Origin of the sequence: Vibrio gazogenes (assembly GCF_023920225.1) — a bacterium.
GTDB lineage: Bacteria > Pseudomonadota > Gammaproteobacteria > Enterobacterales > Vibrionaceae > Vibrio > Vibrio gazogenes.
On sequence record NZ_CP092587.1, the window covers coordinates 493,844 to 515,974 of the forward strand.

Sequence of the window (22,131 nt, forward strand, 5' to 3'; positions counted from 1 at the left end):
CCAAATAGTAAAAAGTTTCTTTATATGGTGCAACAAAGAAGGGAGGCTTAGCCTCCCTTTGTGCAGATTTGAGTCAATAATCACATGGTTCTGACAAACATCTGACGGTTGCACATTCTAAATGAAGATTTTTTCTAGCATATAATAGAAAATAACAGCCAGTAGTGCTCCGGCCGGTAAGGTCACGATCCAGGAAGCGACGATGTTACGCACAACACCAAGATTTAATGCTGCAATACCACGGGCGAAACCGACACCAAGAACCGCACCAACCAGTGTTTGAGTGGTTGAAATCGGTAGTCCGGTCCCCGATGCCAGAACAACCGTTGAAGCTGTTGCAAGCTGTGCAGCAAAACCACGGCTTGGAGTCAGTTCGGTGATCCCGGTACCGACCGTTGCCATGACTTTATGTCCCAGTGTTGCGAGCCCGACGACAATGCCAAGTCCACCTAGCGGTAAAATCCACCACGCAATTTGGGTTTTTCCTGAAATCTGACCAAGATTTTCAACGGTGGAAACTACCGCTGACAATGGACCAATTGCATTCGCGACATCGTTGGAACCATGGGCGAATGCCATCGCACAGGCTGTCACAACCATCAGGACACTGAAAATACTTTCTACACCAGAAAAACTGTGGTCTTCTTCCCGTCTTGAGAAGCGTCTTTGAATGTACAGATAGCCTCCGACCATCACGAGCGAAGAAACAAAAATAGCAGCAAGCCATGCTTCACCTGTACTCAGATGAAAACCTACATGTTTCAGGCCTTTCTTAATGGTTACCAGCGCGATGACCATCGTAGTGATGAACATATAAACCGGAACAAAACGCTTGGCATTTTGTAGCGGATTTTCCGTATCGAATATCAGACGTTGAGCACTGACGAAAATGACGTAGGCGAAGAAACCCGAGATAATCGGTGTGATAATCCAGCTCCCGACAATCCCTTGAACCGAATGCCAGTCAACCGCTCCTGTTCCCAGCGTGATACAGGCAAAACCGATAATCGCTCCGATAATGGAGTGGGTTGTTGATACGGGCCATCCCATATAAGAAGCCAGCAGCAACCATGTACCGGCAGCCAGAAGGGATGACATCATGCCATAGACAAGAATTTCAGGTTGTGCGACAAAGAGATTTGTCTCGATGACGCCTTTACGAATTGTGTCTGTTACTTCTCCACCGGCAAGATAGGCGCCGGCGAACTCAAAAACCATCGCAATAAAGATAGCTTGTTTTACGGTCAGCGCTTTGGAGCCAACCGATGTACCCATCGCATTTGCTACATCATTTGCACCGATGCCGATCGCCATCAAGAAACCGAAGGCTGCTGCCACAAGAATCAAGATAGATCCGTAATGTACAAGGATATCCATCATAATACCTAGTTGTTGATAACTAGCGGAGCACGCGCGACTTTCTACCGTGGCATATTATTATTCTGCCACAATAATTAGATTCAGAGACGCAATGTGTGAGTGCCCTTAGTTATTGTGAAAATCTATAATCTCAGGAACGAGAGAGCATTAGCTCTAAGCGAGCTCCCACACGTTGAGCTTGGTCAGCGATACCGCCCACCCACTCTAGAATTTTATATAAGAACATCATGTCAATCGGATTATATTTCGACTCGATAGCCATCAACTGCTGACGCAGATGAATTTGCATCGTGTCGGTATCATCCTCAATGGCGTCAAGTTGGTTGATCATCTCCGCAACCAGAGTGACTTCCCGGCCTTTAAATCCGGTTTCAAGGAGTTCATCGAGCTCACCGATGACTTTCTGGGCTTGAGTCGCCGCATCCAGACAACGTTTAACATAAGCGATGAAATCTATTTGAAGTGGCTCCGGAATCATCAGCTCTCGACCATAAACCCGACCTGAGATATCTTTCGCAAGATTCGCAAGTTTGTCTTGTTGGGTCAGTAGTTCGAGCATGTCTGTTCGATCAACAGGAAGGAATAATCCGCGCGGTAGTTTCAGACGGATTTCACGTTTGAGTACGTCGGCTTCTTTTTCCAGATGAGAAATTTGAGCCCGAATTTCGGCTGCTTTTTCCCAATCTTTCTGGAAAGTGACTTCAAAGAAGCTGATCAAGTAAGAACAGCATTCATTGACACAGACAACGTGTTTCTGCAAAGGCTTAATTGGGGACTTTGCAAATAACCCCATAATTGTATTCACTGGCATGTGACTCAATCCAAAAATATAACCTTAAAAGAACATACAACATTATGATGAAATGTTGAACATTGGCTATAAAGGCGCGCATGGTAACTCATTCGACGGTGCTTTAAAACCATTTTAGCGCATGAATGATATGTTATTTCTCACTTGCTCCTGTCTGAAATTGGCAATATCCTGTCGCTATCTGCCACGAAAGGTTTTGTTATGGAAACTGAGATAGAACTGAAGTTTTTCGTTTCTTCTGAATATTCAGATGTTTTGCGTCGTAAGATTGCCCAGACCAAAATTTTACAGCATCGTTGCCGTGAATTAGAGAATATATATTTTGATACGCCGGATAACTGGCTGCGTCAACATGATATCGGTCTGCGAATCCGATGTTGTGATGGTGTGTATGTGCAGACGGTGAAAACCGCTGGGCGGGTTGTTGCTGGTTTACATCAGCGACCGGAATACAATGCCGAACATGACCGCAATACCCCTTCTCTTTCCCTCCATCCTCAAGATATTTGGCCCGAAGACCGCACTGCCGAGCAACTGGAAGCAGAACTTCTCCCTCTTTTTTCAACTGATTTTACACGTGAACAGTGGCTTGTCGGTATGCCTGACGGTAGTCAAATTGAAGTCGCTTTCGATCAGGGGAAAGTGATCGTCGGAGAATTGGAAGACCCGATTTGTGAGGTTGAACTGGAGTTGAAGTCAGGTCAGACTGATGCTTTATTTTCGCTGGCAAGAACATTGAGTGATGAAGGCGGCGTTCGTCTCGGAAATTTAAGTAAGGCTGCCAGAGGTTATCGACTGGCTTCCGGATATGTGGGTGATGAGACGAAGCCTTTGGCCTTGGTTGAAACAACAGCCAATGACACAGTTGAATCTTGCTTTATCAATTCCTTGGAACATGCTTTAGAACATTGGCATTATCATGAACAGATTTATGTCGAAAAGGCATCGATAGAAGCATTGCATGAAATTAGATATGCAATTTGTTTTATTCGTCAGACGCTTGCTGTATATAGTGATATTGTGCCTCGGCGTGCGAGTGCCATCCTGCGTCAGGAGCTCAAATGGCTGGAGCAGGAATTGTCTTGGTTGAAGAAGTCCAATTATCTCAATTATCTCTGTGAAGACAAAGGCCATATTTTGCGCAAGTTGGACGCTCGGAAGTTTTTATTGTCGGAGCTTCGGACCTTGAAGGATGACTTACCGTCAACACAAGATATGTTGAAACTATTTTATTGTTCTCGTTATGTCGGTTTGATTCTCGACTTGAGTCGTTGGATTTTGACCAAAGGGTGGCAGCCTTTTCTGAATGAGAAAGCCCGAGTCATGATGGCGGAGTCGATTGAGCCGTTTTCAGCTGAGCAACTGGAACGCACTTGGAATGAGTTGTTAGCCGCTTTTCCCGCGGATAAGCAGTTCTCCAAACAGGATTATTTGATTCAGCAATATTGCCTGATGAGAAATTTATACACCGGTATTGGATTTGCCAGCCTTTATAATGAAAGTGAACGCCAGTCCTTTCGATTACCATGGGCTGACTTGTTGCAAGGGATTGAGGATCTTTTAACGCTTGAACCATTAGAGCAGCAGGTTGATAAGCTTGAAGGCGATCAGCAAGAGCAATTAAAACGGTGGTTGATTCGGCAGGAAAACTCGATTCTTCATGCCATGGAGCAAACCAGAAATATCAGTATGAGTGTGACACCTTATTGGAAGCATGTGTAACCTGAAAAAACGAATTGCTGCGTCGGGATGGCGCAGCCGATAAGCCCCGCTTCTTGTCTTTTTTCATATCTAAAATGAAGAAAGACTACAGAACAGCTCCGATGAGTCGATATAATTGTCATCGTTTGAGCATCAAATCAATCTGCCATTATGAGTTGTCTGAAAATATAAGGGAATCTACGCTGTTGTTGATGGCCTTCATAATGTTTGAAAATGAATTTTGGTATGCTCTTTGTTATTGCAATCATAAGAAAAGATATAGTGATTTAGTGAGAATGATTGAATTGGAAAAATTAGGACTTAGTGGAGACGGATCATGACAAAACTGGCCTTTAAGCCTTGGGAACGGGTAATTACGGATATTCGTCTTGTTCCCAAGATGGTGATGCTGATGGTATTCAGCACGATATTGATAGTTGCAAAACAGCTCTGGGATGCCAGTACATTTTACTCAGCCCTTTTAGATGCCACACATAATGTTGAGGTCGCACAACAGAACTATGAAGCCTATATCACGCAAGTTGTTTGGCAAACGTTACTGTTAATTGTTGTTTTCATTATACTATTACTATTTGCAGCGAGAGTGATGTTAAGACAAACGCAGTTTATCAGCGATGCAATTAGGGCCATGGCAAACCGAGATTTATCTGAGCCAGTTGAGATGGAATGCAAAGATGAATACGGTGATGTCGCCAGAGAAATTGAAAAAACGCGCCGTCAATTGCAAGACATGGTTAAACTGCAAATCACCAGCTCTCAGGAATTATCAGGGCTGACAGAAGTGATGACCATCAGTATGTCCGAAACCAAAGACTCGGCACAAGAAGAGTTCAATGAAATTGATCAGTTAGCGACAGCAATGAGTGAAATGTCGTCTACGGTTCATACGGTTGCTGATCATGCGCAAAATGCCTCATCGTTGACTGAACAGGCTTCATCTCGTGCCAAAACAGGTCAGGAGTTTGTCCAAGGAACTGTCTTGAAAATGCGTGATCTCTCCTCTGATATTTCTGAATCTGCACAAGCAGTTAATCAGGTTGAGGAACGTGTTGTCGCTATCGGTAGTGTTGTTGGTACGATCCAAAGTATTTCTGAACAGACTAATTTATTAGCACTGAATGCTGCGATTGAAGCTGCGCGTGCCGGTGAAGCTGGCCGGGGGTTTGCCGTCGTTGCTGACGAAGTCCGTAATCTTGCTCAGAGGACTCAACAGGCAACTGTTGAGATTCAGGAGATGATTTCTCAGTTGCAAAGCAGTGCGAATTTAGCTGTAGAACTGATGGAAAAGAGTGTTGTTGAAGCGGCTGACGGTGTGGAATTGGTCGCGAATGCGGGCAATGAACTGGATGGTATTGTTGAACAAATTCAGCAAATTAATGATATGAATTTCCAAATCGCCAGTGCTGCCGGTCAACAGAGTGGTGTTGCCGAGGAAATGAATCAGAATCTGACCAATGTCCGTGAGCTGGTCGAAGCTTCCGTCTCCGTGGTCGGTGAGTTGTTGGAAACATCTGAAATTATGCAGAGCAATGCTGAGGAACTGGATCAGAAGATTACTTCATTCAAAGTATGATCCTGTTTTGAAATTGTAAGCGCTCACTGAGAGGCTGTTGAACTTTCGTGTTTTAATCACGTTGGCGCAATTCCTTCAAGTGGGCGTTTTTTTTACCATCATTTTTTTCAAGCGGGCTGTTTTTAATCATCAGTTTTGTAGGGCACCGATCATAAGAGGCTGCGAATGCAATTACCATCCGAACTTCAAGCATTATCCGATTTTAACTATCAGCGGTTGACGGAAAAACATCCGGTGATCTTATCTTGGCCTTCACCGCTAACCGAACAACTGAAATATGTCTTGGGATTGAGTGATTTTCTGTATGAAGCGTTAATGCGTGATGCGCAATTGTGTGAAATATTTCCGACCATGATTGAGAGTCAATCCCGGGCTGATGGTTACCGACAGCAGTTACAGCAACAGTTGGTCTCAGAGCCGAATGAAGCCTCGGGAGAGCAGATACTTCGTGCGCTGAGGAACCGGGAAATGTTTTATATTGCCTGGCGCGATTTTCTAGCGGACTGGTCACTTGAAGAGAGTTTGCTACATCTCTCCGAGTTAGCGGAAGCATTGATCTTTGAAACGTATCAATGGCAATACGCACTTTGCTGCAAGCTTTGGGGAACCCCGGTCAATCAAGCGGGAGAGACCCAGCCCATGTTAATTATCGGTATGGGGAAACTCGGTGGTGGAGAACTGAATTTTTCATCCGATATTGATTTGATTTTTGCCTACCCGGATAACGGTGAAACGCAAGGCGTACGAAAAAGTATTGCGAATGCCCAATTCTTTACGCGGCTGGGGCAGAGAATCATTAAAAGCCTTGATCAGCAAACGGCCGATGGTTTTTGTTATCGCGTTGATATGCGGCTCAGACCTTTTGGTGATAGCGGCCCGTTGGTGATGAGTTTTGCAGCACTAGAAGACTATTATCAGGAACAGGGAAGAGACTGGGAACGCTATGCGATGGTGAAAGCACGCGTGATGGGGCGCGAAATGTATGTGTGCTATCAGGAGCTGAGACAGATGCTGCGTCCTTTCGTGTTTCGCCGTTACATTGATTTCAGTGCGATTCAATCGCTGCGCCGGATGAAGTCGATGATTCAAAGTGAAGTTCGTCGGCGGGGATTGGTGAATAATATTAAACTTGGTGCAGGCGGTATTCGGGAAATCGAATTTATTGTCCAATCATTTCAGTTGATCCGGGGAGGACGCGAACCGGGCCTACGAAAACGCGGTTTATTAGAAACGTTGGACGCCATTTTGACGTTAGGGCTGCTTGGTGAGCACGAAGTGACTTCGCTGCAACAAGCATATTTATTTTTAAGACGCGTAGAAAATCTACTTCAAGCCTTGGCGGATAAGCAGACGCAGACCTTGCCCGATGATTCATCTTCCCAGCAGCGTCTAGTGACGGCTTTGGGGATAGAGAGTTGGGAGAGGCTCCTTCAGGATATTCAGGCGCATATGAACCGTGTACATCAAATTTTCAGAGATTTGATCGGTGATGAAGACGATAGTGAAGAAACGCCGGTTGAACCGGTGTATCAAGAGCTTTGGGATATGGCGAATAAACCGGAAGTCGTCGCCGATATTCTCGACAAAGATCTCGCCTTAACGGCTGAAAGCAAAGTGGCGGATGTGCTGCTGCAATTTAAAACCGAATTGGCTAAAAAAACCTTGGGGCCTCGTGGCCGGGAAGTGATGAATCATTTAATGCCAAAAGTGTTTCAGGCGATTTTCCGTCACCCTGACGCTCAGTTCGGCTTTCCCCGGGTTTTGTATCTGTTACAAAGGATTGCCACCCGAACCACCTATCTGGAATTGCTCGATGAGCATCCCGCAGCACTGATGCAATTAACCCGCTTATGTACCGCGAGTCCGATGATTTCTGAACAATTGGCTCGTTATCCCATTTTGCTCGATGAATTACTCGATCCGCATCAGCTTTATCATCCGATTCCACTGGATCAATATCGCGTGGAACTGCGAGATTTTTTAGCCCGTATTCCTCAGGATGATATGGAGCAGCAAATGGAAGGGCTGCGTCAGTTTAAGCAGATCTGTCTGCTGCGCATTGCCGCAGCTGATATCGCGGACGTCATGCCGGTGATGAAAGTGAGTGACCACCTTACTTATTTGGCGGAAGCGATTGTTGAAGCCGTTGTTCATCAGGCATGGGAACAATTAAAAGAGAAATATGGTGAGCCGACGCATCTGAGTCAGCGTGACGGCAAAGGGTTTGCGGTGATTGGGTACGGTAAAGTGGGAGGCTGGGAGCTGGGTTATAACTCCGACTTGGATTTGGTTTTTCTCCATGATTGCCCGGCTAATATTAATACCGATGGCCATAAAGAAATTGATGGTCGCCAGTTTTATTTACGTCTGGCACAACGCATTATTCATATTTTCTCGGTGCGAACCGCTTCCGGTATTTTATATGAGGTTGATATGCGCCTCAGACCCTCTGGTGCCTCGGGGTTATTAGTGGCACCGGTTAGTGCTTTTGCCGAATATCAGCATCAGGAAGCGTGGACATGGGAGCATCAGGCTCTTGTGCGTGCGCGCATGATTTATGGCGATGAGCCATTAGCGGAGGCATTTATGCAAACGCGTCATCAGGTGTTAAGTCTTGTCAGAGATGAAGCGATTCTGAAACGAGAAGTGGTTGAGATGCGAGAAAAAATGCGTCAGCACCTTGCGGAGAAAAAAGCGGGTCGTTTTATGCTTAAACAGGATCGAGGCGGTATCACGGATATTGAATTTTTAGCGCAGTATCTGGTGCTTCGCTATAGCAGTCAGCACCCGGAGCTGACGCGTTGGTCGGATAATGTCAGAATTTTCGAGTCATTGATGATGGCCGGAATGATGTCATCGGAACAGATGCAAGCACTCATTGAGGCTTATACCACCATGAGAGACCAGATTCATCATCGTAATTTGCTGAATCTGGATGCGGACGTGAGTCAAGATAAACTCTCGACAGAACGTGAGGTGGTGATTCAAGCTTGGCAACAGTGGCTGGGATAATATCTCGGAGCGTGGTTATTCAGCCTGTGATTGGGCTGTGATAAACTCTGAACAAATCGAAAAACTGGAGATTTCTAATGAAGCCAATTCTACCTGACTATAACCAAGCAGGTGTTTTAATTGTTGGTGATGTGATGTTGGACCGCTATTGGTACGGCCCGACCGGGCGAATTTCACCGGAGGCCCCGGTGCCGGTTGTGAAAGTCGAACACAATGAGGAACGACCGGGCGGAGCTGCAAACGTTGCGATGAATATTGCATCGCTTGGTGGGCAGGCGCATATCGTCGGATTAACTGGCCAAGACGAGCCTGCCGCAGTTTTGGAAGAAAAGCTGACTTCATTAAATGTTCATTGCCACTTTGTGGCTTTACCTTCTTATCCGACGATTACTAAGTTACGTGTCTTAAGTCGTGGTCAGCAGCTAATCCGCCTTGATTTTGAAGATAAATTCGAGAATACCGACCCCGAGCTGGTGCTGTCCAAAATGGAAAGTTCTCTCCCTCTGGTTCGCTCTGTTATCCTGTCTGATTACGCTAAAGGCGCACTGGAACATGTGCAGCAGTTTATTCAGAAAGCGAAACAGTTCGATGTGCCTGTCTTTATTGATCCGAAAGGTGCCGATTTCGAACGCTATCGTGGGGCGACACTGCTAACGCCGAATATGGCTGAGTTTGAGACGGTTGTCGGTAAGGTTCATTCAGAAGATGAATTGGTTACCAAAGGGTTTGCCTTGATAGAGGAATATGAGCTTGACGCATTGTTAGTGACGCGCAGTGAGCATGGGATGACCTTGCTACGTCATGGCTATGAACCGTTCCATTTACCGACCCTGGCAAAGGAAGTTTATGATGTGACAGGTGCCGGAGATACGGTGATTTCCGTTCTGGCAGCTTCGGTTGCTGCGGGTAAACCGTTGGATGAAGCGTGTGTGCTGGCAAATGCGGCGGCCGGGATCGTCGTTGGTAAAGTCGGAACATCAACGGTATCGACGATTGAATTGGCGGAAGCGATTCATGGGAGTCAGGATACCGATTTCGGGGTTGTGAATGAGAAAACGCTGATTGAAGCGGTTAAAAAAGCCCAGTCCCGTGGTGAGAAAGTCGTGATGACCAATGGTTGTTTCGATATTCTTCATGCCGGACATGTCTCTTATCTCAATCATGCGGCACAACTGGGAGATCGCCTGATTGTTGCTGTCAATACCGATGAGTCGGTGAAGCGGTTGAAGGGACCGGGTCGTCCGGTTAATCCGACGGATCGTCGCATGGCCGTTCTGGCTGGGTTAGGTGCCGTCGATTGGGTTGTCCCATTCAGCGAAGATACGCCGCAACGTTTAATTGCGACCATATTGCCCGATCTTCTGGTCAAAGGTGGCGATTATCGTCCTGAAGAGATTGCGGGGGGTCAGGAAGTGATTGCCGCTGGTGGTGAAGTGCAAGTACTTAACTTTGAAGATGGCTGTTCAACCTCTGAAATTATTGAAGCCATTAAAGGTGGTCGCGGTTAACATCCCCTATAAGCGACTGCATTCAAATAAAAAAGCCAGCAATTTGCTGGCTTTTTGGTCAATGTTACAGGCTGTCTGACGTGCTCTGAATAATTTCAGAGCTGTATTTATTTCAGACCTGCATTGATAGCGAGAATATCTTGCTCGTTTAACGTTCCGACCGCCTGTTTTAACTGAAGTACGTTGAGGATATAGTCATAACGTGCATCAGATAGGTTTCTGTTTGCGTCATAGAGGCGACGGGTTGAGTCCAGAACATCCACGATGGTCCGGGTGCCGACATCAAAACCGGCTTCAGTGGCCTGTAGTGCTGATTTTGCCGACACGACGGCTTGTTGGTAAGCTCGGATGGCTTCGATGGAAGCATTGATGTTGTTATTGTATGCACGAACGTTTTTAACGACGCTACGATAACTTGCTTCAAGATCTTCACTGGCTTGCGTTAAACCATATTCCGCTCGCTTGGTCTCCGCAGTAATTTTACCGCCGGTGTAAAGAGGAACCGAAAGGTTAACACCGACACTGACATTATTGATCGGATCGAAAGCGTCATAGTTTGCATTGGAGCTCTCGTATTCATGCTTGGTGCTATAACCCGCATCCAGACTTAGGTTAGGTAAATGCCCTGAACTCGCTAAAGCAATTTTTTCACGAGCAATATCTTGTGAAATTCTGGCCGTCAACAGCGATAAATTCTTCTTCTGGGCTTCATTGACCAGTTCGGTCATCGTTTTGTCCATTCTACTGGCAGAGAAACGATCGGTATCCAATGAGCTGAGTTGGTGATGTTCCTGACCGGTAATTTCCCGAATGGCTTCGTAACTGTTGGTCAGGCTATTCTCAGCTAAAACTTCATCAGCCAGGACACTATCGTATTGGGCTTGAGCATCGTGGACATCGGTGATCGCAGATAAACCGACTTCAAAACGTTGTTTGGTCTGTTCCAGTTGACGGGCGACTGCATTTTTTTCAGCACGTACAAAAGCAAGGTTATCTTTGGCTCTCAGTACTTCAAAGTAGGCTTGAGCAACACGTAAAATAAGATTTTGCTGTGTTTGTGCATATTGAGAATCGACTTGGCGTGCTGATTTCTCAGCGATTCCCAAATTCAGCCAGCTGTTTCTGTCATAAAGCGTCTGAGATAAAGTCACGCCCGCAGACCATTGCTTGCTGTCTGCAACGTCTTTATTACTGCTGATGACGTTGTAACCTGTTGTCAGGTTGATTTGTGGTAATAGTTCTCCCCGAGTTGACTTTATTGCTTCATAGGCTGAGTCTCGTTGTGCCGCAGCGCTAAGCAACTGGGGATCATTTTGTTTGGCTTGGTCATAGATTTCCGCAAGGGTATCTGCCCAAACGATTGGGGACAGACTTCCTAAGGCGATACTGACGCATAGTGGGAGCAGTTTTTTCATTCTTCCTATTCCTGCAATATTGTCATGAGAGATTGCGCTCGATAGTTTAACTTAAATTTGCTAAGAAGTGCTTAGGGAGTTTGTCATTTTTCTGGTTAATTATCCATCTGTGTAGTAAACAAATTAATTAATTTAACTATTTTAGTAATTTTTATATAAAAAGTTGAACTGCATCCTTGGTGAGTAAACCCTTACATGGTTAAATTTAAGGATTCAAATGGAGAATAGAAAGAATGCGATCATCACGAAAAGAGCCGACACAGTTTTCTTCTCAAGATTTGCAGGTTGTCAAAAAAGAGACACTTTTTAACGGCTTCTTCAAAATGGTAAAGTATTATTTCAAATATAGGCAGTTTGAAGGTGGCTGGAGTCGGGTTGTTGAACGGGAAATGTTTGTGCGGGGGCGTGCTGCCGCAGTGCTTCCTTATGATCCGGTGCTTGATCAAGTTGTCTTAATTGAGCAAATCCGTGTTGGCGCACTTGAAAACCAGCATCCATGGCAGTTTGAAGTTGTTGCCGGGATTGTCGAAGACGGTGAATCTTCGGAAGATGTGGTTCGCCGCGAAGCTGTCGAAGAAGCAGGCCTCAACCTCGAACAGATTGTTCCGGTGACGTCATACTATCCATCATCTGGCGGATGCAATGAAATGATTGACGTCTATGTTGGTGAAGTTGACGCCTCCAAAGCACATGGTGTTCATGGGCTGGATGGGGAGGATGAGGATATTCGTGTCCATGTATTAAGTCGGGAAGAGGCTTATCACTGGGTGAAAACGGGTAAGATTGAAAATGGTGCCTCCATTATTGCATTACAATGGTTGGCGTTAAATTGGGAAGAACTGAAGACACAATGGCAGAAGTAGCAATGAAAAAGCCGTATCATGTTGACTTACCGGAATTGATGCGGGTTTATGAAACAAACTATGCAAAACTGAATGCGTTGTTGCCATCGATGCACAGCGCTGAGGATGTGCGTTGTTACCAAGCCTTGCGTATGAATTATCAACTCGAAGTCATGGAAGTGACCAAATATACGACATTGGTCAAGATATGTCAGAGTGATGATGTCGCTGTCTTTCCTCTACCGACTATGTCTGTCAGGTTATATCATGATGCGCGTGTTGCCGAGGTATGCAGTGCTGAACAGATACACCGATTAAAGCCTCGTTACGATTATCCGAACGATAGCATGGTACAAAAAGATGAAAAGGCTCAGACTAACCGTTTTTTGGGAGATTGGCTGACCTTTTGTTTAAAGCATGGTATTACTCGTGCACCGATTAATATCCGGGATCGATCATCTTCATAAGGTAAGTAGATTTGGACGTATCGTTTTACACCGAACATCTTGATAGTATAAAACTGCTTCAGATGACCGATACTCATTTGTTTGCTTCTGATGAGGGCAGCCTGCTCAGCGTCAATACGGCAAATAGTTTTAAAGCGGTCGTGCAAGAAGTTATCGCAAGGAATGTCGATTATCAGCTCATTCTGGCGACCGGTGATATCTCTCAGGATCATTCAGAAGCATCTTACCAGTTGTTTGTCGACAGCATTGAGCCGTTAAATAAGCCTTGTTTGTGCCTGCCGGGAAATCATGATGAGCAGAACGCAATGAAAGCCATTCTGGCGAATTCTCAAATCATCCAACCGAGACACGTGACGGTGGGTGCCCACTGGCAGATGATTTTGCTCGATTCACAGGTCTCCGGAGTGCCCTATGGTTATATCAGCCCTGAGCAGCTTCAACAGATGGATGACATGTTACGTGAGACGCAAGCAAGACATACGCTTATCTTACTCCATCATCACCCGCTGTTAGTCGGCAGTCGTTGGTTGGATCAGCATACGTTGAAAAATAGTGATTCATTCTGGGAGGTTGTGCTGAAATACCCTCACGTTAAAGGTGTAGTATGTGGTCATGTCCATCAGGTGATGGAACGCGATTATCATGGGGTTCAGGTCATGTCTACGCCCTCAACTTGTGTTCAGTTTAAACCGCACTCCAATGAATTTGCACTGGATCTGGTTTCTCCCGGCTGGCGTGAGCTGGAACTTCATCCTGACGGACAACTGACGACACAAGTTGGTCGTGTGAAGCAAGGTCTTTTCTTACCTGATTTCTCAGCAAACGGATACTGATAACAGCGAATGACCTGTGTGAACAGAAGATGAGGCAATCCATGCGTAAACCTTCTTTATTGATCTATATTCACGGTTTCAACAGTTCTCCTTTATCTCATAAAGCGATGATTATGCAGCAATACTGCCGTGATTATCGTCCTGACATGCGAGTGATCGTGCCACAGCTTCCTTGCTTTCCCGAAGCTGCCGCCCAGATGCTTTCCGAGTTGATTCGAGAGAAGCAGCAAGAATATCGCATTGGTTTGGTGGGAAGCTCGCTCGGGGGATATTTGTCTGTCTGGCTAAATTCACAGTTTCATCTCAGAGCTGTGGTTATCAATCCAGCCGTTCGCCCTTACGAATTGTTACAAGACTATCTTGGCGAACAAGTGAATCCATACACCCATGAAAAGTATACTCTGGCCGCTTGCCATATCGAGGAGCTTAAAGCACTGGATATTGAGGTTCTGCCTGACCCAGACCAGTTTTGGCTGTTACAACAGATGGGTGATGAAGTGCTTGATTATCGTCAGGCTGTTGAAAAATTCCGCGATGCCCGGCAAACCGTAGAACAGGGCGGTGATCATAGTTTTGTTAGCTTTGAACGTTACGCTGCCGCTATTCTTGAGTTTCTGGAACTTTGACATGCATTGAGAAAAGTGTCAGAAACTAAGGCTGAAGCCTGACTGAGGCTTGACAGGAAGCCTTCTCTTCCAGACTATACCTCAAACATCGATGGGAAAGGAGAGAATTGAAGTCTCTATCGTTTCCCACGTATGATGAGTCCCATACAAATAAACTTTTTTCAGTGACAACTGTAAATAGTCTCGAAATGTTTACAGATTGAGCGCAGAGTTAGAATCATTGATTGATATAAGCATCCCGAAATATGACTGAACAATATAATGCTGGTGCCATTGAAGTATTGAATGGCTTAGAGCCAGTACGTCGCAGACCTGGGATGTATACCGATACCGCACGTCCGAACCATCTAGGTCAGGAGGTCATTGATAATAGTGTTGATGAAGCGTTAGCCGGTTATGCATCGAAGGTACAAGTTATTCTTCATTCTGACCAATCTTTAGAAGTGTTCGATAATGGGCGAGGTATGCCCGTTGATATTCACCCAGAAGAGAAAGTCTCAGGTGTTGAGCTGATCATGTGTAAGCTTCACGCCGGAGGAAAATTTTCCAATAAAAATTATCAGTTCTCCGGTGGCTTGCACGGGGTGGGTATTTCGGTCGTCAATGCCCTGTCCAAACGTGTCGAAGTAACAGTTCGGCGTGACGGACAGGTTCATGAGATTGCATTTGAGCATGGCGATAAAGTCTCTGACCTGACGGTGACCGGCACCTGTGGTCGTAGAAATACAGGAACCAGCGTTCATTTTTGGCCGGATAGTATCTATTTTGATTCCGGTAATTTTTCCGTCACCCGGCTGATTAATAACCTGCGTGCCAAGGCGGTATTATGTCCCGGTCTTGAAATCACCTTCGAAGATAAAGTGAATGGCAATGACTACCGTTGGTTCTACGAAGACGGTCTGAAAGATTATCTGGCTGAAGGTGTGAAAGGGTATACGCTGTTGCCCGAAGAACCTTTTACCGGTGAATTTAAAGCAGAAATTGAAGCGGCGACTTGGGCTGTCATTTGGCAACCTGAGGGTGGTGATATGATCACCGAAAGCTACGTTAACTTGATTCCGACTTCGCTCGGTGGGACACATGTCAACGGATTGCGTCAGGGATTACTCGATGCCATGCGTGAGTTTTGTGAATTTCGCAACTTGTTGCCGCGTGGCGTCAAGCTCACCGGTGAAGACGTTTTTGAGCGTTGTTCCTATGTGTTGTCTGTCAAAATGCAGGATCCGCAGTTTGCCGGTCAAACCAAGGAGCGCTTGTCATCACGTCAAACCGCAGCATTTGTTTCCGGCGTCGTCAAAGACGCATTCAGCCTATGGCTGAACGAAAAACCTCAATTGGCGGAGCAATTAGCGGAAGTCTGTATTACGAATGCCCACCGCCGGATGCGAGCCAGTAAAAAAGTTGTCCGTAAAAAAATAGCTTCAGGGCCAGCGCTGCCGGGGAAACTGACGGACTGTACAGTACAAGATCTGAGTCGTACGGAATTGTTCCTGGTGGAAGGGGATTCTGCCGGAGGGAGCGCCAAACAGGCCAGAGACCGTGAGTTTCAGGCCGTGATGCCACTGCGGGGGAAAATACTTAACACGTGGGAAGTGTCAGGCGATCAGGTATTGGCATCACAGGAAGTGCATGATATTTCAGTGGCTTTGGGGATTGACCCTGACAACGATGATCTGGACAGCCTACGTTACGGTAAAGTGTGTATTCTTGCGGATGCGGATTCGGATGGATTGCATATCGCGACCCTATTATGTGCGCTATTTACCCGCCATTTCCCCGCATTGGTCCGCGCCGGACATGTCTATGTTGCGATGCCTCCGCTTTACCGAATCGATTGCGGGAAAGAGGTCTACTATGCACTGGATGATCAGGAAAAAGATGGCGTACTAGAACGCCTGAGTCAAAAGAAAGCCAAAATCAACGTGCAGCGTTTTAAAGGACTGGGGGAGATGAATCCACTGCAGTTACGTGAAACAACCATGGATCCCAATACGCGCCGTCTTGTCCAACTCACGATCGACGATGTTGAAGCGACTGATGAGATGATGGATATGCTCCTCGGTAAGAAAAGAGCTGACGACAGACGATCTTGGTTGCAACACAACGGTGACTTGGCAGAGGTATAAACATGGCAACAGAAATCAGTTTTGACGGAGTAGAACAGCTGCCGTTACGTAAATTTACGGAAGACGCATACCTGAACTACTCGATGTACGTCATTATGGACCGTGCATTGCCTTACATTGGTGACGGTCTGAAACCCGTTCAGCGCCGTATTATTTATGCAATGTCGGAGCTTGGGTTATCGGCTTCGGCCAAATATAAAAAGTCGGCCCGGACCGTCGGTGACGTGCTGGGTAAATATCATCCTCATGGTGACTCGGCCTGTTATGAAGCTATGGTTCTGATGGCTCAACCTTTCTCTTACCGTCATCCGCTAGTGGATGGTCAAGGGAACTGGGGGGCTCCGGATGATCCGAAATCTTTTGCTGCAATGCGTTATACCGAAGCCAAACTGTCTCGTTTTTCGGAAGTGCTATTGAGCGAGCTCGGACAAGGTACGGTTGAATGGCAGCCAAACTTTGATGGCACCATGAATGAGCCACAAATGCTGCCGGCACGTTTACCACATATCTTACTCAATGGCGTGACAGGGATTGCCGTGGGGATGGCGACAGACATCCCGCCGCATAATGTTCGGGAAGTTGCAGATGCTGTCATTCATCTCATTGATAAACCTCAGGCTGGTCTAGATGAGATCATGGGCTATGTTCAGGGGCCTGATTACCCGACGGAAGCGGAAATTGTCTCTGCTCGTACCGATATTGAAAAAATATATCGAACCGGCCGCGGTAGTATCAAAATGCGGGCGGTTTGGCATAAAGAAGGGGGTGATATTGTTATCACCGCACTGCCTCATCAGGTTTCCGGCGCGAAATTGTTAGAGCAAATTGCCAGCCAGATGCGTGCGAAGAAATTGCCGATGGTCGAAGATCTGCGCGATGAGTCTGATCATGAGAATCCGACGCGGATCGTGATTGTTCCGAGTAAGAAAAAAATCGATTGTGACGTCTTGATGAACCATCTGTTCGTTTCGACTGATTTAGAAAAAAGTTTCCGTGTGAACCTGAATATGATTGGTCTGGATAATCGTCCTCAGGTGAAAGGCTTAGTGGAAATCTTGTCCGAATGGCTTGCGTTTCGCCGCAATACGGTCAAGCGTCGCTTGCAGTACCGGCTGGATAAAGTTCTGGCAAGATTACACATTCTTGAAGGCTTGCTGATCGCTTACCTGAATCTCGATGAAGTCATTGAGATTATCCGCAACGAAGATGAGCCGAAAGCAGTTCTAATGGCTCGGTTCGGGATTTCAGAAATTCAGGCAGATGCGATTTTAGATACACGCTTACGTCATTTAGCGAAACTGGAAGAATTCAAAATCCGCGCTGAGCAAGAAGAGCTGGAAAAAGAGCGGGACAAATTAGAGCAGCTACTTGGTTCAGAGAGTCGTTTGAATACGCTGTTGAAAAAAGAGTTGAAAGCCGATGCCGAGAAATATGGCGATGATCGTCGTTCGCCATTGGTTGAAAGAGCTGAAGCGAAAGCATTAACGGAAAGAGAATTGGTACCGAGTGAGCCGATCACGGTGATCTTGTCGGATAAAGGCTGGATTCGCCATGCCAAAGGGCATGACATCGATTGTCAGGGACTGAATTATAAATCGGGTGACCAATATTTGGCTCATGCTTGTGGAAAAAGTAATCAGCAGGCGGTGTTCTTTGGCAGTGACGGGCGCAGTTATTCACTCGAAGCACATACTTTGCCGTCAGCCCGTTCTCAGGGGGAGCCGATTACCGGACGTCTGAATGTCGCTGAAGGCACACAAATTCGTCAGGTGGTCATGGGAGAGGATGATCAACTGTGGCTGGTGGGGTCGGATGCCGGCTATGGCTTTGTGTGTAAAGGGAGTGATTTTCTCTCCAAGAACCGCAGCGGTAAAGCGTTGGTGAATTTGCCGGATAACGCGCTGATCATGACGCCACAACCGTTGAATCATTTAGAATCGGATGAAATTTTGGCGATCACCAATCAAGGTCGTATGTTGTTATTCCCGATAAAAGATCTGCCGCAACTGGGTAAAGGTAAAGGTAACAAGATCATTAATATTCCTTCGGCGAAAGCCAAAGAAAGAGAAGAATTTGTTTCTCATCTGATGGTTCTGCCGCAAGGCGCAGCAATGACGATCTATGCCGGTAAGCGTAAGCTTGGGCTGAAGCAGGACGATCTGGACAACTTCCGTGGTGAACGAGGCCGGAGAGGTGCTCTGCTGCCGCGTGGTTTACAACGGGTGACCCGGATTGATATCGAAGATGTCGCAGTTGAGGGAGATGGGCAAGCATCTGACAATGATAATGCTTGATTGAATCAATCGACTTGACTGATATGTAAAAAAACTGGGCAATGAGAATTGCCCAGTTTTTTATGGATCAATTTTTATGAATGAGCTTGGTGATGGCGGCGAAAACGCAGTAGAGAATCCAATGAAATTGCCCCGGCACCCTGGTACATAATCCAGGCACTCAGCGCTAGCCAGGTGGCATGTGTCGGATAAGCATCCGGATAAACAAAAAGCTGAATCACCAGCGTCATTCCAAAAATGCCCAGCGCGGCAAAGCGAGTCATCAATCCGGTGAGCAATAATATGGCCAGCAGATGTTCGGTAATAGTGGCCAGATAAGCGGCCCACACATAAGGAATGATCGGCAGGTTGTATTCATATTCGAATAGGGCAAATGTGCTGTCCTTGATCGTCGGCCAACCCAGATGAATTGGGCCGGATATCAAATTGAACGCAAAGCCTTCAATTTTGGTTTGTCCGGATAACCAGAAAATCGCAGCGAGACCGAAGCGACTCAGCAATAAAATGATCGACGCCGTCCACGGAGAGGCCGAGATTTTCTTCAGCAATGGCAGTGACATAAACAGGCTCCTATTGTGGCAAAATCGCGCGAATAATGGGTTTCTGTAAGAGTGTTGAAAATAACTCTGGGAAATGAGCAGGTGCAATGGCCTGACTCGCTTGTGCTAGCGTGACACCTTGCTGTAATTGCTGAAGTAAATGGAATTCATCCGCTGAAAGCGCATAGAACACCCCATACCGCTCTCTTTTAGTGAGTAGTAGGTACTCACTTTTATCCCATTGGATATCCGAAAGTATGAGCCCTGAATCTGGTTGGTGGGCCTGATAAATTAACCCGACCGCATAAGATGTTTGCCATAACAGGCAGGGTTCGGTGAGTTGCCAGACCGATTGCGTCGGATCGGCGCATTCTGCCAGATGGTTTTGAATGTCGCTAATGGAGAGTGTGGGGATATCGGCAGCGTGAGTCAATTGCAGTAATTGATATTCCAACTTGGCTAATTCACTGAAATAAGGCAATGATGAAAGCTGAGGGATGGTGCTGGAAAACTCAGCAAAATATTCACCATATTCGCTTAAAATCGGTGAGCTTGGCGGATAATGTTGAATAAAATGACCTGCCAGCATTCGAAAAAAATCTTCACCGACAAGCTGCTGGCAGACCGGGTAGATCTCTTCCAGCGCTTCAGTCAGTGAATGATAGATATTGTTGCGGTAAACGGCGAAGCGAGCTTGCTTTTCCGCAATTGATATGGCGTCGATTTGTGGCAACACTTCGTCGCTTTGCATCAGGATCGACTGGCTAAATTGCTGTTGCATGGTCTGCCCCCGACTCTGATTGACCTGAATTTGATTGGCTTAACTCTGATTGACTGAACTTGGATTGACTTAATTTGGATTGAAAAGCACCTTGAATGCGAGTTCGGATCTGATCAGCCATGGTGGCCTGTTGTTGAAGCACACCGAATTCCGGCAGTTGTCCGTCCCATTCAATTAATGTGGGCTTATCTCCCCACTGCTGTAAGGTATATTGATATAGCTGCCAAACGTCGTCAGTGACTTCTCGATCATGACTGTCGATTCTCAGTGGAACCGCCTCATTCTGGTCCACTGCATATCCAGCCAGATGAATTTGTCGCACAGCCTGACCGGGAAATTGATTGATATATTGGTAAGGATCCTGCTGATGATTAAAACAGGAGACGGCAACATTATTGACGTCGAGTAACAACTGGCAACCGGTTCGTTCGATGATCGCCGAGATAAATTCCAGCTCACTCATCGTGGTTGTTTTAAAACGCAAATAAGTGGATGGATTCTCAAGCAGCATCGGGCGTTTTAGTTGCTCCTGAACCTGATCAATGTGTGAACAAACTTGTCGAAGTGTTTTTTCCGTGTAAGGCAATGGCAGCAAATCATTGAAAAAGTGGTTGAAATGGCTGGACCAAGCTAAATGCTCAGAGAAGACCAGCGGTTCGATCCATTCAACCAGTTGAGCGACTTTCTTCAGGTGTTCTCGGTTTAATGGTGATTCGCCACCGATCGAGAGGCCAACCCCATGAACGGTGAGCGGATAATGTTCTCGAATCTTTTCCAGATAGTAGCGGTTAGGTCCTCCGGCGGAGAGATAGTTTTCAGCATGGATTTCAAAAAAACCGACTGACGGTTGTTCTGCTAAAATCGTCTGATAGTGACAGGGTTTTAAGCTCACCCCACTTAGGCGAGGAAAGCCCGAAGACGTTTGCACGTCTTCGGTAGATTGGGTTAGACGAGGTTGAATCATCGTGCCCCCCGACTTAGAATGCTTTGAGTTGACCATGGCCTGTCGACGAGGTTTCTGATTTCATCTCCATGCAAGTCCCTTTAGGAACAAACTTCCAGGCATTTCCCTGATAATCTGTTTTTGATGTCCCGGCACAAGAGGTTCCGGGGCCGGCTTTACAATCATTTTGTCCGGCAAGCGAGACGCCGTAGCATTTTTCTTTACTGGCGGCTTGGGCCGGTAGTGTCACTGCCGAAAGTGCAACCGCAGTTGTCAGCGCGAAAGCAAGAGATGTTTTTGATGTTTTCATAGTGTTTTCCTCACAAGTGTACTGTCTAATTCCCTTATTCGACGGATGAACAGGGGTCGGTATTACACAAAAAATGAAAAAAAATTTATTTTTCTTTATCTTCTAATTCAGTACTCATATAAGCTTTTGATAATAAACGAATATCATCCATTTGATTACCAAAACGGCGGCAACTGCTACACATGCATGTATGGAGACGCAGTGCTAATTTTTCTTTGGTTGTGAGTGATCGCTCCATCCGTTCGGAAAGAAGGCGTGTGGCTTGTTTACAGTTCATCATCATCGTTCCTCCGACAGATACCAGTTATTTTCTAAACACTCCCTGAGTCTAAGACGAGCACGGTAGAGCGTGACATTCAGGTGGCTGACCGATATCTCTTCATGGTGACAAATCTCGGGGGTTTCCAGATCAAGGAACTCTCGCATCATAAATAGTCGACTGTAGCGTTCCGGTAAAGCATTCAGACAAGCATCAAACACACGCCAAAAGTATTCGTTTTCAATACAATTCTCAGGTTGTTGCCATTTCACCGGACGCTCATGTTTATGCCAGTGACCATGTTGATCAAACAGTTTTTCAATCAAGGCCTCGCCTTGAATACCGTCCCCTTGTTCAAGCTGACTCGCGGCAGTGGTGCGTTTTTCTTTTCTCAGTAAATCGATCAACTTATTTTTGAGAATGGCAAAAATCCAAGTTTTCAACGCAGCTTGCTGTTCAAACTTATCGATATGTTGATATGCGGCTATCATCGCTTCTTGAACGGCGTCCTCGGCCAGTTGTTCGTCTTGAACCTGCAACCGGGCAAATTTCAACATCTGCTGTCTTAATGGTTGGATAAACTGCTCATCATCAAAGAGATGGCGTGAGTATGTGCTGGGTTGAATCTCTGAGTCTGCTAATGTCATTCAATATCTCAATAGAAAGGAACTCTGTTAGTTTAGACGAATC

General features: G+C 46.2%; 19 protein-coding genes. 10 read left to right on the forward strand and 9 right to left on the reverse strand.

Going from position 1 to position 22,131, the window contains the following annotated elements:
• Positions 1 to 117: 117 nt before the first annotated feature.
• On the reverse strand, positions 118 to 1,377 hold the full coding sequence (locus tag MKS89_RS02290) for an inorganic phosphate transporter (RefSeq protein ID WP_072960168.1): 1,260 nt from the start codon (positions 1,375 to 1,377) through the stop codon (positions 118 to 120).
• Between the two features lie 133 nt (positions 1,378 to 1,510).
• Positions 1,511 to 2,191, reverse strand: coding sequence for a TIGR00153 family protein (locus tag MKS89_RS02295; protein ID WP_072960164.1), 681 nt, complete (start codon positions 2,189 to 2,191; stop codon positions 1,511 to 1,513).
• Positions 2,192 to 2,392: 201 nt separating this feature from the next.
• Between MKS89_RS02295 and MKS89_RS02300 the strand changes: the two genes are divergently transcribed.
• The 4 genes from MKS89_RS02300 to hldE all read left to right on the forward strand — a co-directional run bounded on the left by MKS89_RS02300 (position 2,393) and on the right by hldE (position 10,006).
• Positions 2,393 to 3,913: a CYTH and CHAD domain-containing protein gene (locus tag MKS89_RS02300; protein WP_072960162.1), complete on the forward strand. Its 1,521-nt coding sequence runs from the start codon at positions 2,393 to 2,395 to the stop codon at positions 3,911 to 3,913.
• 316 nt (positions 3,914 to 4,229) lie between these two features.
• Positions 4,230 to 5,486: a methyl-accepting chemotaxis protein gene (locus MKS89_RS02305; RefSeq protein ID WP_072960159.1), complete on the forward strand. Its 1,257-nt coding sequence runs from the start codon at positions 4,230 to 4,232 to the stop codon at positions 5,484 to 5,486.
• 165 nt (positions 5,487 to 5,651) lie between these two features.
• A complete protein-coding gene (gene glnE / locus MKS89_RS02310) occupies positions 5,652 to 8,498 on the forward strand; it encodes a bifunctional [glutamate--ammonia ligase]-adenylyl-L-tyrosine phosphorylase/[glutamate--ammonia-ligase] adenylyltransferase (RefSeq protein ID WP_072960156.1) in 2,847 nt (948 codons plus the stop codon).
• Positions 8,499 to 8,575: 77 nt separating this feature from the next.
• On the forward strand, positions 8,576 to 10,006 hold the full coding sequence (gene hldE / locus MKS89_RS02315) for a bifunctional D-glycero-beta-D-manno-heptose-7-phosphate kinase/D-glycero-beta-D-manno-heptose 1-phosphate adenylyltransferase HldE (protein ID WP_072960154.1): 1,431 nt from the start codon (positions 8,576 to 8,578) through the stop codon (positions 10,004 to 10,006).
• Positions 10,007 to 10,113: 107 nt separating this feature from the next.
• On the opposite strand, the gene tolC is transcribed toward hldE, so the two are convergent.
• Positions 10,114 to 11,421 (reverse strand): outer membrane channel protein TolC, encoded by a 1,308-nt coding sequence (tolC, locus tag MKS89_RS02320; protein WP_072960151.1) that lies wholly within the window; start codon positions 11,419 to 11,421, stop codon positions 10,114 to 10,116.
• 233 nt (positions 11,422 to 11,654) lie between these two features.
• Here tolC and nudF point away from each other — a divergent pair, with 233 nt between their 5' ends.
• From nudF to parC, 6 genes are all read left to right on the forward strand, one after another.
• Positions 11,655 to 12,284, forward strand: a complete 630-nt coding sequence (nudF, locus tag MKS89_RS02325) for an ADP-ribose diphosphatase (protein WP_072960148.1) — start codon at positions 11,655 to 11,657, stop codon at positions 12,282 to 12,284.
• Positions 12,272 to 12,730 (forward strand): DUF1249 family protein, encoded by a 459-nt coding sequence (locus MKS89_RS02330; protein ID WP_021020537.1) that lies wholly within the window; start codon positions 12,272 to 12,274, stop codon positions 12,728 to 12,730. Before nudF ends, MKS89_RS02330 begins: the two co-directional genes overlap by 13 nt.
• An 11-nt stretch (positions 12,731 to 12,741) precedes the next feature.
• Positions 12,742 to 13,563: a 3',5'-cyclic-AMP phosphodiesterase gene (gene cpdA, locus MKS89_RS02335; RefSeq protein ID WP_072960146.1), complete on the forward strand. Its 822-nt coding sequence runs from the start codon at positions 12,742 to 12,744 to the stop codon at positions 13,561 to 13,563.
• Positions 13,564 to 13,604: 41 nt separating this feature from the next.
• Complete coding sequence (gene yqiA, locus MKS89_RS02340) at positions 13,605 to 14,189, forward strand: esterase YqiA (protein WP_072960143.1); 585 nt, start codon at positions 13,605 to 13,607, stop codon at positions 14,187 to 14,189.
• A 245-nt stretch (positions 14,190 to 14,434) separates the two neighbouring features.
• Positions 14,435 to 16,315: a DNA topoisomerase IV subunit B gene (gene parE / locus MKS89_RS02345; protein WP_072960140.1), complete on the forward strand. Its 1,881-nt coding sequence runs from the start codon at positions 14,435 to 14,437 to the stop codon at positions 16,313 to 16,315.
• 2 nt (positions 16,316 to 16,317) lie between these two features.
• Entirely contained in the window at positions 16,318 to 18,609 is a 2,292-nt protein-coding gene (parC, locus tag MKS89_RS02350; RefSeq protein WP_072960135.1) for a DNA topoisomerase IV subunit A, read from the forward strand.
• A 74-nt stretch (positions 18,610 to 18,683) separates the two neighbouring features.
• Here the strand turns inward: parC and MKS89_RS02355 are convergent, their stop codons facing one another.
• The 6 genes from MKS89_RS02355 to MKS89_RS02380 form a co-directional block, all read right to left on the reverse strand.
• Positions 18,684 to 19,169 carry a DoxX family protein gene (locus MKS89_RS02355; protein ID WP_072960132.1) on the reverse strand — a complete coding sequence of 162 codons (486 nt, stop codon included), beginning with the start codon at positions 19,167 to 19,169 and terminating at the stop codon, positions 18,684 to 18,686.
• A 10-nt stretch (positions 19,170 to 19,179) separates the two neighbouring features.
• The gene (locus MKS89_RS02360; protein ID WP_072960129.1) at positions 19,180 to 19,929 is read right to left on the reverse strand and encodes an HvfC/BufC N-terminal domain-containing protein; all 750 of its coding nucleotides are present in this window, start codon (positions 19,927 to 19,929) and stop codon (positions 19,180 to 19,182) included.
• Complete coding sequence (gene bufB / locus MKS89_RS02365; protein ID WP_077316282.1) at positions 19,913 to 20,893, reverse strand: MNIO family bufferin maturase; 981 nt, start codon at positions 20,891 to 20,893, stop codon at positions 19,913 to 19,915. Before bufB ends, MKS89_RS02360 begins: the two co-directional genes overlap by 17 nt.
• Positions 20,894 to 20,906: 13 nt before the next feature.
• Positions 20,907 to 21,182 carry a BufA1 family periplasmic bufferin-type metallophore gene (locus tag MKS89_RS02370; protein ID WP_072960114.1) on the reverse strand — a complete coding sequence of 92 codons (276 nt, stop codon included), beginning with the start codon at positions 21,180 to 21,182 and terminating at the stop codon, positions 20,907 to 20,909.
• A gap of 85 nt (positions 21,183 to 21,267) precedes the next feature.
• Positions 21,268 to 21,465, reverse strand: coding sequence for a zf-HC2 domain-containing protein (locus tag MKS89_RS02375; protein ID WP_205409134.1), 198 nt, complete (start codon positions 21,463 to 21,465; stop codon positions 21,268 to 21,270).
• Positions 21,462 to 22,088 carry an RNA polymerase factor sigma-70 gene (locus tag MKS89_RS02380; protein ID WP_083571270.1) on the reverse strand — a complete coding sequence of 209 codons (627 nt, stop codon included), beginning with the start codon at positions 22,086 to 22,088 and terminating at the stop codon, positions 21,462 to 21,464. Before MKS89_RS02380 ends, MKS89_RS02375 begins: the two co-directional genes overlap by 4 nt.
• Positions 22,089 to 22,131: the final 43 nt, after the last annotated feature.